The sequence below is a fragment of the Zoogloea dura genome, assembly GCF_012927165.1.
Taxonomy (GTDB): domain Bacteria; phylum Pseudomonadota; class Gammaproteobacteria; order Burkholderiales; family Rhodocyclaceae; genus Zoogloea; species Zoogloea dura.
Genome location: NZ_JABBGA010000027.1, coordinates 53,515 through 65,844 on the forward strand (window position 1 = coordinate 53,515; position 12,330 = coordinate 65,844).

At 68.8% G+C, this 12,330-nt stretch carries 13 protein-coding genes and 1 pseudogene; 5 read left to right on the forward strand and 9 right to left on the reverse strand.

Translation table 11 applies throughout. From position 1 onward, the window contains the following. The first annotated feature begins 88 nt into the window (after positions 1 to 88). The 3 genes from HHL15_RS22145 to HHL15_RS22155 are packed head-to-tail and all read left to right on the forward strand — an operon-like array spanning position 89 to position 3,478. Positions 89 to 961: a c-type heme family protein gene (locus tag HHL15_RS22145; protein ID WP_169147992.1), complete on the forward strand. Its 873-nt coding sequence runs from the start codon at positions 89 to 91 to the stop codon at positions 959 to 961. Continuing rightward, the gene (locus HHL15_RS22150; protein ID WP_169147993.1) at positions 954 to 3,029 is read left to right on the forward strand and encodes a protein kinase domain-containing protein; all 2,076 of its coding nucleotides are present in this window, start codon (positions 954 to 956) and stop codon (positions 3,027 to 3,029) included. The genes HHL15_RS22145 and HHL15_RS22150 overlap by 8 nt, the downstream gene beginning before the upstream one ends. An 11-nt stretch (positions 3,030 to 3,040) precedes the next feature. Next, positions 3,041 to 3,478 carry a PPC domain-containing DNA-binding protein gene (locus HHL15_RS22155; RefSeq protein ID WP_206198920.1) on the forward strand — a complete coding sequence of 146 codons (438 nt, stop codon included), beginning with the start codon at positions 3,041 to 3,043 and terminating at the stop codon, positions 3,476 to 3,478. Between the two features lie 57 nt (positions 3,479 to 3,535). Here the strand turns inward: HHL15_RS22155 and HHL15_RS22160 are convergent, their stop codons facing one another. From HHL15_RS22160 to HHL15_RS22175, 4 genes are all read right to left on the reverse strand, one after another. Continuing rightward, positions 3,536 to 4,168, reverse strand: coding sequence for a BON domain-containing protein (locus tag HHL15_RS22160; RefSeq protein WP_169147994.1), 633 nt, complete (start codon positions 4,166 to 4,168; stop codon positions 3,536 to 3,538). Further along, the gene (locus HHL15_RS22165) at positions 4,165 to 4,758 is read right to left on the reverse strand and encodes a phosphoheptose isomerase (protein ID WP_169147995.1); all 594 of its coding nucleotides are present in this window, start codon (positions 4,756 to 4,758) and stop codon (positions 4,165 to 4,167) included. The genes HHL15_RS22160 and HHL15_RS22165 overlap by 4 nt, the downstream gene beginning before the upstream one ends. A 72-nt stretch (positions 4,759 to 4,830) precedes the next feature. Continuing rightward, positions 4,831 to 5,220 (reverse strand): HIRAN domain-containing protein, encoded by a 390-nt coding sequence (locus tag HHL15_RS22170; RefSeq protein WP_169147996.1) that lies wholly within the window; start codon positions 5,218 to 5,220, stop codon positions 4,831 to 4,833. Beyond that, positions 5,210 to 5,659 carry a YraN family protein gene (locus tag HHL15_RS22175; protein WP_169147997.1) on the reverse strand — a complete coding sequence of 150 codons (450 nt, stop codon included), beginning with the start codon at positions 5,657 to 5,659 and terminating at the stop codon, positions 5,210 to 5,212. Before HHL15_RS22175 ends, HHL15_RS22170 begins: the two co-directional genes overlap by 11 nt. Before the next feature lie 20 nt (positions 5,660 to 5,679). Between HHL15_RS22175 and rsmI the strand changes: the two genes are divergently transcribed. Then, on the forward strand, positions 5,680 to 6,516 hold the full coding sequence (gene rsmI, locus HHL15_RS22180; RefSeq protein ID WP_235943596.1) for a 16S rRNA (cytidine(1402)-2'-O)-methyltransferase: 837 nt from the start codon (positions 5,680 to 5,682) through the stop codon (positions 6,514 to 6,516). A 10-nt stretch (positions 6,517 to 6,526) separates the two neighbouring features. Here the strand turns inward: rsmI and HHL15_RS22185 are convergent, their stop codons facing one another. The 4 genes from HHL15_RS22185 to HHL15_RS22200 form a co-directional block, all read right to left on the reverse strand. Continuing rightward, positions 6,527 to 7,660 carry an ABC transporter substrate-binding protein gene (locus HHL15_RS22185; RefSeq protein WP_206198921.1) on the reverse strand — a complete coding sequence of 378 codons (1,134 nt, stop codon included), beginning with the start codon at positions 7,658 to 7,660 and terminating at the stop codon, positions 6,527 to 6,529. A 118-nt stretch (positions 7,661 to 7,778) separates the two neighbouring features. Beyond that, the gene (locus tag HHL15_RS22190) at positions 7,779 to 9,116 is read right to left on the reverse strand and encodes a sigma-54-dependent transcriptional regulator (RefSeq protein ID WP_169147999.1); all 1,338 of its coding nucleotides are present in this window, start codon (positions 9,114 to 9,116) and stop codon (positions 7,779 to 7,781) included. Beyond that, the gene (locus tag HHL15_RS22195) at positions 9,113 to 11,062 is read right to left on the reverse strand and encodes a sensor histidine kinase (protein WP_169148000.1); all 1,950 of its coding nucleotides are present in this window, start codon (positions 11,060 to 11,062) and stop codon (positions 9,113 to 9,115) included. Before HHL15_RS22195 ends, HHL15_RS22190 begins: the two co-directional genes overlap by 4 nt. Positions 11,063 to 11,084: 22 nt before the next feature. After that, the gene (locus HHL15_RS22200; RefSeq protein ID WP_169148001.1) at positions 11,085 to 11,732 is read right to left on the reverse strand and encodes a MarC family NAAT transporter; all 648 of its coding nucleotides are present in this window, start codon (positions 11,730 to 11,732) and stop codon (positions 11,085 to 11,087) included. A gap of 95 nt (positions 11,733 to 11,827) precedes the next feature. Here HHL15_RS22200 and HHL15_RS22205 point away from each other — a divergent pair, with 95 nt between their 5' ends. Continuing rightward, positions 11,828 to 12,058 carry a hypothetical protein gene (locus HHL15_RS22205; protein ID WP_169148002.1) on the forward strand — a complete coding sequence of 77 codons (231 nt, stop codon included), beginning with the start codon at positions 11,828 to 11,830 and terminating at the stop codon, positions 12,056 to 12,058. Between the two features lie 46 nt (positions 12,059 to 12,104). Here HHL15_RS22205 and HHL15_RS22210 read toward each other — a convergent pair. Further along, positions 12,105 to 12,330, reverse strand: a pseudogene (locus HHL15_RS22210) (amino acid ABC transporter ATP-binding protein); the annotation flags it as partial.

Below are 12,330 nucleotides of genomic sequence, written 5' to 3' on the forward strand. Positions count from 1 at the left end.
AAAGCTCTCGCGAAGACACTGTACTATCCCCTTGATGTGACAAAATGTTGCCCGATTCAGGCCCGTCGGGCCGCAAGGGGAGGGTGTCATGGGCTTGCGACTAAAATTCAACCTGGTCTTACTGGCCGTTTTTCTGGCCGGCTTCGGTGTGGCCGGCTACATCTCCCACGATCTGCTCGATCGCCATGCCCGCGAACAGGTGCTCGGCGAGGCGCGGCTCGTGATGGAGGCGGCGATGGCCGTGCGGGGCTACACCGTGGCCCAGGTGCGGCCGCATCTGAACCCGCTGATGGACAAGCAATTCCTGCCCCAGACCGTGCCGGCCTACGCCGCCACCGAAACCCTGGCAGTGCTCAACAAGAAATACCCCAACTACGCCTACAAGGAAGCCACCCTCAACCCCACCAACCCCCGTGACCGGGCGGCCGACTGGGAGGCCGACCTGGTCAACGTCTTCCGCAACAACACCGACAGCAAGGAGATCTACGGGCAGCGGGACACCCCCACCGGCCCCGCGCTGTACATCGCCCACCCCATCCGCATCGAGACGGCTGCCTGCCTGCCTTGCCACAGCACTCCGGATGTTGCCCCGGCCAGCATGCTCAAGGTCTACGGCAACGCCAACGGCTTCGGCTGGAAGCTCAACGAAGTGGTGGGGGCACAGGTGGTGTCGGTGCCGATGTCGGTGCCCCTGGAGAACGCCAGTCAGGCTTTCCGGACCTTCATGGTGTCGCTGGCGGCGGTGTTCGCTGCGGTGTTCGTGGTGCTCAACCTGATGTTGTCGTGGCTGATCATCCATCCCGTCTCGCGCATGTCGGCGGCTGCCGACAAGATCAGCACAGGCGACTTCGACCAGCCCGAGTTCCCCGAGGGTGGGCGTGACGAGGTGGCGGTGCTGGCCAGTTCCTTCAATCGCATGCGCCGCAGTCTTGAAAAAGCCATGCAGATGATCGATGGCTGAGACACGCATGCTGGACGGCCAGGAGGGCTGTGCGGCAGCCCCGCGGCAGGGCACGCTCACAGCCCTGCCGAACGGGCATGTGCTCAATGAATACCGCATCGAGCGCATCCTGGGGGGCGGTGGTTTCGGCCTGACCTACCTGGCCCGTGACACCCACCTGGACTGCCTGGTGGCGATCAAGGAATACCTGCCCAAGGATGTGGCCCGGCGCGATGAGGACGGGCTGGTGCGCCCCAGCTCCGCCGAGGCCGCGGCGGCCTTCGACTGGGGGCTGCAGCGCTTCCTGCTGGAGTCCCGCGCCCTGGCGAGCTTCCATCACCCGGGCATCGTGCGGGTGCTGCGCTATTTCCGGGCCAACGAGACGGCCTACATGGTCATGGAATACGAGACCGGCGAGCCGCTGCAGCGCTGGCTGGTCGGCCGCCTGCCCCTCGACCGGGCGACCCTGCTGCGCATCGTGCGGCCGCTGCTCGACGGTCTGGAGGCGGTGCACGCCGCGGGCTTCCTGCACCGCGACATCAAGCCCGGCAACATCTACATCCGCGCCGATGGCTCGCCCGTGCTGCTCGACTTCGGCTCGGCCCGGCGCCTCGAGACGGACGGCCCGGAGCAGGCCCTGACGGCGATCGTGACGCCGGGCTTCGCGCCGGCCGAGCAGTATCACCGACACGGCAAGCAGGGCCCGTGGACCGACCTGTACGCCCTGGCCGGGGTGATGTACTGGATGGTGACCGGCAAGCTGCCCGTCGAGGCCTTCGCCCGCTTGCGCGAGGATGTCATGCCCTCCGCCAGCAGCATCGGCAACGTGGATGCCTTCGGCAGCGGCCTGCTGAGGGCCATCGACTGGGCTCTCAACCCGGACGAGAACCGGCGCCCCCGCCAGGTGGCGGATTTCCGGCGGGCCTGCCTGGCCCCGCCGACCGGCGGCGAGGGGCCGGTCGATCCCCCCGTCGAGGCGCCCCTGCCTCTCGGCCTGTCGGCGGCGGAGGCCCGGACCTTCATCGGTGCCGTCCTGTTTGCCGACGTGGCCGGGCCGGCCGAAGACATGGCGGCGCGCAACGAAGGGCGCACGCGCCTGGTCCGCATGCTCAGCCAGGCCATCGCGCCCCTGTCGCCCACCACCCGCCTGGCGGTGAACACCAAGGAAGGCTGCGCGGTCTGTTACGTCGGCGATCCCGAGGATGCTTTGCGCACAGCCGTGCAATTGCATGGGGCGGCGGTGGAGGACGGGCTGGGTGTGCATGTCGGCATCAACCTCGGTCCGGTCCGGGTGGCACCCGATCCCAACGGCCGTTCGCGCATTCTCGGTGACGGCATCACCACCGCCTGCCGGGTCATGCGCTTTGCCGAACCCGGCCAGGTGCTGGTGGCGCGGGCCTATTACGAAGTGGTGCAGCACCTGCGCCGCAATGCCAGCGACTGCTTTCGCCATCTCGGCCTGCGCCGCGACCCCCAGGCCCGGGATCACGACGTGTACGCCTGGAGCGGCGAAGGCGTGGCCTTGCTGCCCGGGCAGCCGGCGGAGGTGTCGATCAGCCGCCCCGTCGCCGGAGCCGACATCAGCCCGGCCTGCATCGATGCGGCCGAGCGCACCCTGGCCCAGCACATCGGTCCGATGGCCAGGATCCTGGTGCGCAAGACCGTGTCGCGGGCCGCCAGTCTTGTCGACCTGCATCAGCAGCTGGCCACCCTGATCCCCGATCCGGCGCCCAGGGCGGCCTTCCTGGCAGGGGTGGCGGCCGCCTCGGGGCTGTCCGGTGCCTCCCGCGCCACGGCCGCGACGCATTCCCGGCCCTTGTCCTCGGGCAGCAAGGCGTCCGTGTCAGGCGCCGCCTCGGGCAGCGCGTCGCCGGCCGTGGCTGTCGGGCTGCTTGCTGACGAGGATCTGGCCCGTATCGAAAAACTGTTCGCGCGGCACATGGGGCCGATGGCCCGGGTGCTGGTCCGCCGCGAGGTGCGCGGTGCCCACAACCTCGAGACCCTGTGCCGGGCCCTGGCGAGCCATCTCGAGCAGGACGCCGAACGTCGGCGCTTCCTGGCCGAGGCGGGTTTCGGCGGAGCGGGATGATGGAGACGACGATGACGCCGGAACACAGCGGCATGGAGGTGCGGGCCCTGCGCCTGACTCCCGGGCAGGATCTGCGCCGGGCCCTGGAATGTGCGGTGTACGCCGAGGGCTGTTCGGCGGCCTTCGTGCTGTCGGGGATCGGCAGCCTGGAGCGGGCCCACCTGCGGCGGGCCGGTGCCGATGACGCAGAGGCCCTGCACGGGGACATGGAGGTTTTGACCCTGGCCGGCACCATTGCCGCCAACGGCTCGCACCTGCACGCCACCCTTGCCGACGCCAGCGGGGCGGTGGTGGGCGGCCACCTGGCCTATGGCTGCCTGGTCAGGACCACCGCCGAAGTGCTGCTGGGCCTGCTGCCCCGGCTCAGCTTCAGGCGCGAGCCGGATCTGCGGACCGGTTTTGCCGAGCTGGTGGTGCGCCAGGAGGGCGATCCGGCAGGTCTGACCTGACCGGCCTTGCCGCTGCCCATGAGCGGCGGCAAGGGTTAGCGCGTGTGCCTGAGTGACTTACTTGCCGGAGTCGCCGGAGATGGCGCTGTCGAGGCGGCGGGCTTCCTCATCGTTGATGTACTCGAAGACCCGCACGACCTTCTGCACGCCGCTGGTAGTGCGTGTGATCTCGGTGGCCGCCTGGCCCTCCTTCTCGGTGACCAGGCCCATCAGGAAGACCGTGCCGGCTTCGGTGATGACCTTCACCTGCTGGACCCGGAAGTCTTTCTGGTCCACGAAGCGGGCCTTCACCTTGGAGCTGATGTAGGTGTCGTTGCTGCGCGCCGACAGGGTGCTGGTGGGGGCGATGCGCAGCTCGTTGACCACCTCCTTGACGTTCTCCACGGCGGCCGCGACACGCCCGGCCTCATCACGGCTGGCTTCATTGAAGGCCTCGCCGGTGAGCAGCAGCTTGCGGTTGAAGGCGGTGGCGTTCACGTGCACCTTGTCGCCGAGGCGATCCTCGATGCGCTTGACGGCCTTCCATTCGATGCTTTCGTCTTCGACGTAGGTGCCCGAAGTGCGGCGGTCGGAGACCATCGCCACGGCCATGCCGGTGCCGCCGACGATGACCGGGATGCAGCCCTGCAGGGCGCCGAGGGTGCCGATGGCCAGAACAGCCCAGGCCAGTTGCTTGCGGATCAGTTTCATTCTTCGATTCCGAGGAAAAGACAGTCGATGCCGTCGCACAGACAGTGGAGGGTGATGAGGTGGACCTCCTGGATGCGCGCCGTACGATCGGAGGGCACACACAGGTGGATGTCGTCGGGGCCGAGCAGGTCGGCCATCTGGCCACCACCCTTGCCGGTGAGGGCCACCACCCGCATCTCGCGCTCGTGGGCGGCGTGGATGGCCTCGATCACGTTGGCGGAGTTGCCGCTGGTGGAGATGGCCAGCAGCACATCGCCGGGCTGGCCGAGGGCGCGTACCTGCTTGGAGAAGATCTGGGTGAAGTCGTAGTCGTTGGCGATGGAGGTGAGGGTCGAGCTGTCGGTGGTGAGGGCGATGCCGGCCAGCGGCGGGCGCTCCATCTCGAAACGGTTGAGCAGCTCGGCCGCAAAGTGTTGCGCATCGGCCGCCGAGCCGCCGTTGCCGCAGGCGAGGATCTTGCCGTTGGCCATCAGGCTGTGGGTCATGGCTTCGATGGCGGCGGCAATGGGCTCGGCCATGAACTCCAGTGAGGCCAGCTTGGTCTGGGCGCTGTCGGTGAATTGCTGGGCGATGCGGGCAACGAGATCCATCACGAACTCCGGGAAAATTGCCGTCGATTCTAACATTTGCGCCGACCGCCCCGCCGCCTGCGAGAGATCCGCTTACAAACCCAGCAGGACGTCGATGCGCAGGCGCTTCCAGGGGTTCGGGTCGTCGCTCAGCCGGCCGATGCGGGCGCTCAGCGGCGTGCCCTGGTCCATCTCGCGGGCGACCTCCCGGTTCTCAGCCCGGGGCAGGTAGCCGAGCATGATGCCGCGCCACTCGACGCGCACGGCGCGGGGGTCGTGGGGGTTGTCCGGTTCGCGTACCAGCTGCAGCGGATCGCCCTCGCGCAGGGCCTCCCAGTGGATCGCCGCGCCGTGGTACTGGAAACCGGCCAGCGGCGAGCGCTGCACCAGCACGCGGATGTGCTGGGCATCGGCGGCCGGAGGCCCGAGGCCGCCGAGCACCAGGGCCAGGCCTGCCAGCAGCGGAGCCGGCCTAGCCCGCATCGAAGGCCCCGCGGATCCATTCGAGGCGGGGCGGCTCGAGGCTGTCGAGCAGCACCGCGTCGAAGCGGCAGGGCTGGGCCGCATGGCGGCGGCCGGCGCCGGCCAGCCAGTAGCGGGCGGCCAGGATGACACGCTGCTGCTTGGTGGCGGTGATGCTGGCGGCGGCGCCGCCGAAGCGGCTGTTGCTGCGCAGGCGGACCTCGACGAAGACGATGCAGCCCCGGTCGCGGGCGATCAGATCCACCTCGCCGCCGCGGCAGCGCACGTTGCGGGCCACGACGACCAGCCCGCAGGCGCTGAGATAAGTCTCGGCCAGGGCCTCGGCGGCGGCGCCGCGGCGCAGGTGCTCGGCTTGCTTAGTCGGAGCCTCGCCCCCACAATCGGACTCCCCCGCACCCGGACTCCCGCTTCTCCATGCTTCCACACACTTCCGATCCATCCGACACCTCCGCGCTCTCCATGACTCCGTCATTGTATGTGGTCGCCACGCCCCTGGGGAATCTGCAGGACATGGGCCTGCGCGCGCTGGCGGTGCTGCGCGGGGTGGAGGTGATCGCCTGCGAGGACACCCGTCACAGTCAGCGCCTGTTGGATGCCTTCGGCATCACCACGCGGCTGGTGGCCCTGCATGAGCACAACGAGCAGGCGGCCGCCGGCCTGGTGATCCGCATGCTTGAAGAGGGCAAACGGGTGGCCCTGATCACCGATGCCGGTACCCCGGCGGTGTCCGACCCGGGCGCCCGGGCGGTGGCGCGGGTGCAGGAGGCCGGCTTCCCGGTGGTGCCGGTGCCCGGCGCCTGTGCCGCGGTGGCGGCCCTGTCGGCCTCGGGGCTGGCCGACGGGCATTTCCATTTTCATGGTTTCCTGCCCACCAAGTCGGCGGCGCGCCGGGCGGCGCTGGAGGCCTTGAAGGGCGTGCCGGGCACCCTGGTGTTCTACGAGGCGCCCCATCGCATCGTCGAGACGCTGGATGACCTCGCCGCGACCCTGGAGTCCACCCGGCAGATCGTGGTGGCCCGGGAACTCACCAAGATGTTCGAGCAGATCGTGCGCATGCCCCTGGCCGAGGCTCCGGCCTGGCTGGCCGCCGACGCCAACCGTGCGCGGGGGGAGTTCGTGCTGCTGGTGTCGGCCGCGCCGGCCACCGAGGGCCTGTCGCCCGAGGCGGAGCGGGTGCTTGGCCTGCTGCTCGCCGAACTCCCGGTCAAGCAAGCCGCCAAGCTCGCCGCGGCGATCACCGGTGCCTCGAAGAACGCCTTGTATGAACGGGCCTTGGAGATGAAATCCCAGGCCTAGGCCCCTGCATTCAGCGCAGATGCGTGCCGCCGCGGCCGAGCAGGGTGACTTCCACGTGGCGGGAGCCGAGGCGGTCGCCCGGGGCGAAGCGCACCGCGAAGCCGCCCAGGTCCACCTCCAGCTTTTCCAGTGACTGCATCACCGCCGCCGGCGTGGGGCTGCCGCGCACGCGGCGGATCGCCTCGAGCAGGATGCGGGCGCCCACGTATTCCTCGAAGCTGGTGTAGGACGCCTCCTCGCCGGGGGCGAAGCGCTGCAGGGCCTCGTTGTAGTCGCGGGCGATGCGGGTGACGCCGCTGAAGGGCGAGGGCATCACCTGGGTGATGCCTACGCCGCGGGCGTAGTCGCCACCGGCCAGCTCGTGCAGTTCGCGGCCGTTGATCACCGAGATGCTGAACAGCTGGGTGCCCGGATGGGCGCTGCGGTAGGCCTTGACGAAGGCTGCGGTGGGGCGCACCACGCCGATCATGATCACCGCCTGGGGCTCGCCGCGGGCGATGTCGGCCACCGCGCCGCTCACATTTTCCGAGTTCTTGGCATAACGCCCGGTGGACACCGGCTTGAGGCGGTGGTGCGCAAGCGCCTTCTCGACGCCGGCAAGGCCGGCCTGGCCGAAGGGGTCGTCCTGGTAGAACACGGCGATGCGCTGCAGGCCGGTATTGACCAGCTGGGTGACCATCGCCGTCGTCTCGTCGCCGTAGCTGGCGCGGATGTGGAAGATCCACGGGTTGTACGGGTCGCGCAGGGGTTCGCCGCCGGTGTAGGGGGCGACCAGGGCGATGTTGCCTTCCGCCAGCACGCCCTGGCGCAGGAGTTCGAGGATGTTGCCGGTGCCGGCGTAGCCGATCAGCGCGGCGGCCTTGTCCTTGTGGATCAGTTCGCGGCTCAGGCGCAGGGTCTCGGCGGTCTGGTAGCCGTCGTCCTTGAGCGCGTGCCTGAAGCGGTGGCCATTGATGCCACCGGCGGCGTTGGCCGCATCGAGAGCGAGGCGCACGCCAAGGGCCATGGCCTTGCCGGTGCTGGCGAGGGAGCCGCTGAGGGGCGCGCACTGGCCGATCACGATCGTGTCGGCGCGGGCGTTGCCACCCAGCGCGGCCACGGCCGCCAGCAGCACCGCAACGAGGCGGGGGAAGGCCATAGCCATGTTTGATGCTCCCATCTGCAAGATTGATGGGGGAGTATGGCGTGTTGTTGCGGCCTTGCCAGTGAACGGATGTTGCGGTGCGATGTGCGTTAAGTCGCAGCCTGCCTTGCAGGCCGCCTCAGCCTTCGCCGCCCTGCAGGCCGTACTTGCGGATCTTGTCGTGCAGGGTGGTCTTGGCGATGCGCAAGGACTCGGCGCTGCGCGCCAGGCTGCCGCCCTGGCGACGCAGCTCGGCGGCGATCAGGCTGCGCTCGAAGCTGTCCACCGACTCGGCGAGGGAGGCCGGGGCGGCCTCGCCGGTGGCCGTGCCGAGGATGTCCTTGCCGACGCCCAGCACCAGGCAGTCGGCCACATTGCGCAGCTCGCGCACATTGCCCGGCCAGGTGTGGGCCATCAGGCGGCGCATCTGCTCCGGCGCCACGCTGGGCAGCGGCCGCTCGTGGCGGCGGGCGGCGAGCAGCAGGAAGTGTTCGAGCAGGATGGGGATGTCTTCGCGCCGCTCGCGCAGGGGCGGCAGGTCGATGGTCACCACGTTCAGCCGGTAGTAAAGGTCGGCGCGGAAGGTCTGGCGCTCGGCCCTGTCCTTGAGGTCATCCTTGGTGGCCGCCACCACGCGGCAGTCCACCGGCAGCTGCTGGTTGGAGCCGAGGCGTTCGACCACCCTTTCCTGGAGCACCCGCAGCAGCTTGATCTGCACGCCCATCGGCATGCTCTCCAGCTCGTCGAGGAACAGGGTGCCCTTGTTGGCGTATTCGATCTTGCCGATGCGGCGCTTCTGGGCGCCGGTGAAGGCGCCGGCCTCGTGGCCGAAGAGTTCGCTGTCGAGCAGGTTGTCGGGCAGGCCGCCGCAGTTGAGGGCGACCAGGGGGCCGGCCTTGCGCGGCGACAATTCGTGCAGGCACTGGGCGATCAGCTCCTTGCCGGTGCCGGTCTCGCCGCGCACCAGCACATCCACGCTGGTGCCGGCCACATCCATCACCAGCTGGCGCACCCGCGCCATCTGCGGGGAGCGGCCGATGAGCCTGGATTCGGCCCCCTCGCGCTGTTCCAGGCGCCGCCGCAGGTCGAGCACTTCCAGCGTCAGGGCGCGCTTCTCGAGGGCACGCCGCACCACGTCCACCAGCAGCTCGGGGGAGAAGGGTTTCTGGATGAAGTCGTAGGCGCCGGCGCGCATGGCTTCCACGGCCAGGGTCACATCGCCGTGGCCGGTGATGATGATCACCGGCAGGTCCGGATCGAGCTGGCGGCTGCGGTGCAACACCTCCATGCCGTCGGCCTTGGGCAGGCGCATGTCGGTGACGACCACGCCGGGGAAGCCCGGGCCGAGGCGCTGGAAGGCCTCTTCGGCGGAGCCGACGCCTTCGACCGGAATGTCGGCCAGCATCATGGCCTGCTCGCAGCCCAGGCGTACGTCGGGGTCGTCTTCGATGATGAGTACGCGGAGTTCGGTGTTCATGGGCTTTCTTTCGGTGCAGCGGGAAGATTCAGGATGAAACGGGCGCCGCCTTCGGGGCGGTTCTCGGCGCGCAGGTCGCCGCCAAACTCGCGCACGATGTCGCGCGAGATGGCCAGCCCGAGGCCGAGTCCTTCGCCGGCCGGCTTGGTGGTGAAGAAGGGTTCGAACAGCGCGCCGTCGGCGGGCAGGCCGCAGCCGCTGTCGGCAATCGCCAGCTCCAGGCTGCCATCGGGCAGCTGCACGGCGTCGATCTGCAAGGTTTTCAGGGGGCTCTCGGCCATGGCGTCGCCGGCATTGCGGATGAGGTTGATGAGCACCTGCTCGAGGCGGTTCTGGTCGCACCAGGCGATGTGCTGGCCGGCCTCGAGGCGATTGTCCACGCTGATGCCGGCCTTGGCCAGGCGCTGGTCCAGCAGGAACAGGGCGGCGCCGACGGCATGGGCCAGGTCGGCGGGGGCCGGGATGGCCGGCGACTTGCGGGCAAAGGTCTTGAGCGGGGTGATGATGCGCCCCATCTGGTCGGCCAGGCGGGCGATGATGCCCAGGTTCTGCTCGACGGTGGCCAGGTTGCCGCGCTTCATGAACTCCACGGCGTTGCCCGACAGGGTGCGCATGGCGCCGAGGGGCTGGGCCAGCTCGTGGGTGATGCCGGCGGCCAGTTGGCCGAGCACGGCGAGCTTGGCGGCCTGCACCAGCTCGTCCTGGGCCGCGCGCAGGGTCTGCTCGGCCTGCTGGCGCTCGGCCACCTCCTTGCGCAGGCGGGCGTTGGTGTCGGTGAGGGCGCGGGTGCGCCGTGCCACCTTGCTCTCCAGCTGCGCGTTGGCCTGCTCCAGCAACTCCTTGGCCTCCAGCTTCTGGCGCACGATGCGGCGGCGCTGGGCCACCACCAGCAGCAGGAGCAGCACGAAGCCGGTGGCCACCGCGGCCAGGGCGCCGTGGCCGAAGGCCTGGGCGCGCACCGGGCGCAGGTCGGAGAAGATCAGCAGGCGCCAGCCCACGTCCTGCAGGCCGCGCCCATGCACCAGGTAGCTGCCGGCCACATCGGGCCGGCCGCGCACGGCGGGCACACCGGGGCTGCTGCTGCGCAGGTTCATGTGCACGATCTGGCCCTCGGGGCCGGGGTCGGGGTTAACGCTGACCGGAAAGTCGCCGATCGGGCCGTCGTTGTAGAGGCGGGAGAGCTTGATGTCCACCCGCGTGTCGAGGGGCAGGGGGGTGAGCGCGGTGTAGCGCCACTCGGGCACCGAGGTGAGGATCACCACGCCGTTGCCGTCGGCGATCAGGGCCGGCGCGCCGAGCAGGTCCCAGGCCTTGTCGAGCTGGCCCAGGCTGATCTTGATGACCGCCACGCCGACCACCCGGTTGCCGCTGCGGATGGGGTGGGATACGAAGTAGCCGGGCTCGCCGCGCGTGATGCCGATGGCAAAGTGGTGCCCTGAGCGGCCGGCCAGGCCGTCGAGGAAGTAGCTGCGGAAGGACAGGTCTTCGCCGACGAAGCTGTTGTCGGGGTCGCCCCAGTTGCTCGAGGCGATCACGATGCCGCGCTCGTTCACCACGAAGATGGCGATGCTGCCGATGTGCTCGTTGAGGCGCTGCAGGAAGCGGTTGGCGGCCACGATGCTGCCCGGGTGGCGGGTGCGCTGCATGACCCCCAGCACTTCCTCGTTGAGCTGGATGGTGGCGGGGATGTGGGCGTAGCGGTTGACGATGCCGTCCACCGCCGCGGCAAACAGGTCGAGGCGATGGCCGGCGTCGGTGCGCAGGATCTGCATGCCCTGGTATTCGCTGGCCCGGTAACCGCCAAACCCGATCAGGCTGATCAGCAAGAGGAAGGCCATCACCAGGAAAGGGTTGGGTGACAGGCTGCGTGACGGCGGCAAGGTGGCGGCCAGGGACGTGCTCTCGGTGGCCGGCGGTGGCGCGGCTGATTGTGCGGGCGTGCTCATCCGGACTCTTCCTCGTGGGGGCTCAGGCGCCGGCAATGAAGCTGCGGATGCCGGACCCGATGAACTGGATGCCGATGCAGATCAGCAGGAAGCCGGTGAGGCGGGTCACCACGTTGATGCCTTCCTCGCCGAGCAGCCGGGATACCCAACGGGCCGAGTATAGAACCCAGCACAGGGCAAGGCACGTGAGGGCGATGCTGAGCACGCTGGCGGCGTAGCCGACGACCTGCTGCAGCGGGCTGCCGAGTTCGGCCAGTTCGGTGGACACGCCGATCACGGTGGCCAGGGCGCCGGGCCCGGCGATGCCCGGCATCGCCAGGGGGAAGAAGGCAAAGGCGTGGCCGCGCCCGCGGGGCAGCATGGTGTCGCCGTTGCCGAAGAGCATGCGGTAACCCAGGATCGCCACGGTGATGCCGCCGGCGATGCGCAGCGCACCGTACGAAATCCCGAACAGTTGCAGGATGGCAACCCCCGCGAACAGCGCGGCGGACAGCATCGCAAAGGCGTACACGCAGGCCCGGCGGGCTTCGCGCAGGGCGTCGGGCAGCGGCTGGTCGGCGGACAGGCTGAGGAACAGGGGAATCTTGGACAGGGGGTTGGTGATGGTGATGAGGCTGACCAGCCCGCCGAGCAGGAAGGTGGTGGCGATCTTGAGAAGCTGGGGTGTCATGGTCGTCCTCGTGAAAAGAAGGGATTTGAGCTGTCAGGACGATTGCAGGGGTTGAATGAAGGATTGCAGGGGCTGTAAGGACGATTGCAGAGGCTGTGGAAGGATTGCAGGCGCTGTCAGGACGATTGCAAGGGCTGAATGAAGGATTGCAGGCGCTGTCAGGACGATTGCAGGGGCTGAATGAAGGATTGCAGGTGCTGTCAGGACGATTGCAGGGCCTGAATGAAGGATTGCAGGGGCTGAATGAAGGATTGCAGGTGCTGCGTGAAGGACTTCAGGGGCTGCGTGAAGGACTTCAGGGGCCGCATGAAGGACTGCAGGTGTGAATGAAGGATCTGCAGGGGCGGCTCCCGCCCCCCCTGCAGGCCGGCCTCAATGCTGCAGGATCTTCGCCAGGAACTGCCGCGCGCGTTCGGAGCGCGGGTTGCCGAAGAAGGCGTCCTTGGCGTCGTCCTCGACGATCTGGCCCTTGTCCATGAAGATGACGCGGGAGGCGACCTTCTTGGCGAAGCCCATCTCGTGGGTCACGCACATCATGGTCATGCCCTCCTGGGCGAGCTCGACCATCACATCGAGGACCTCATTGATCATCTCCGGG

Coding starts and splice junctions, on each gene's coding strand:
- HHL15_RS22145 (WP_169147992.1), top strand. CDS start 89: ATGGGCTTGCGACTAAAATTCAACCTGGTCTTACTGGCCGTTTTTCTG.
- HHL15_RS22150 (WP_169147993.1), top strand. CDS start 954: ATGGCTGAGACACGCATGCTGGACGGCCAGGAGGGCTGTGCGGCAGCC.
- HHL15_RS22155 (WP_206198920.1), top strand. CDS start 3,041: ATGACGCCGGAACACAGCGGCATGGAGGTGCGGGCCCTGCGCCTGACT.
- HHL15_RS22160 (WP_169147994.1), bottom strand. CDS start 4,168: ATGAAACTGATCCGCAAGCAACTGGCCTGGGCTGTTCTGGCCATCGGC.
- HHL15_RS22165 (WP_169147995.1), bottom strand. CDS start 4,758: ATGGATCTCGTTGCCCGCATCGCCCAGCAATTCACCGACAGCGCCCAG.
- HHL15_RS22170 (WP_169147996.1), bottom strand. CDS start 5,220: ATGCGGGCTAGGCCGGCTCCGCTGCTGGCAGGCCTGGCCCTGGTGCTC.
- HHL15_RS22175 (WP_169147997.1), bottom strand. CDS start 5,659: ATGGATCGGAAGTGTGTGGAAGCATGGAGAAGCGGGAGTCCGGGTGCG.
- rsmI (WP_235943596.1), top strand. CDS start 5,680: ATGACTCCGTCATTGTATGTGGTCGCCACGCCCCTGGGGAATCTGCAG.
- HHL15_RS22185 (WP_206198921.1), bottom strand. CDS start 7,660: ATGGCTATGGCCTTCCCCCGCCTCGTTGCGGTGCTGCTGGCGGCCGTG.
- HHL15_RS22190 (WP_169147999.1), bottom strand. CDS start 9,116: ATGAACACCGAACTCCGCGTACTCATCATCGAAGACGACCCCGACGTA.
- HHL15_RS22195 (WP_169148000.1), bottom strand. CDS start 11,062: ATGAGCACGCCCGCACAATCAGCCGCGCCACCGCCGGCCACCGAGAGC.
- HHL15_RS22200 (WP_169148001.1), bottom strand. CDS start 11,732: ATGACACCCCAGCTTCTCAAGATCGCCACCACCTTCCTGCTCGGCGGG.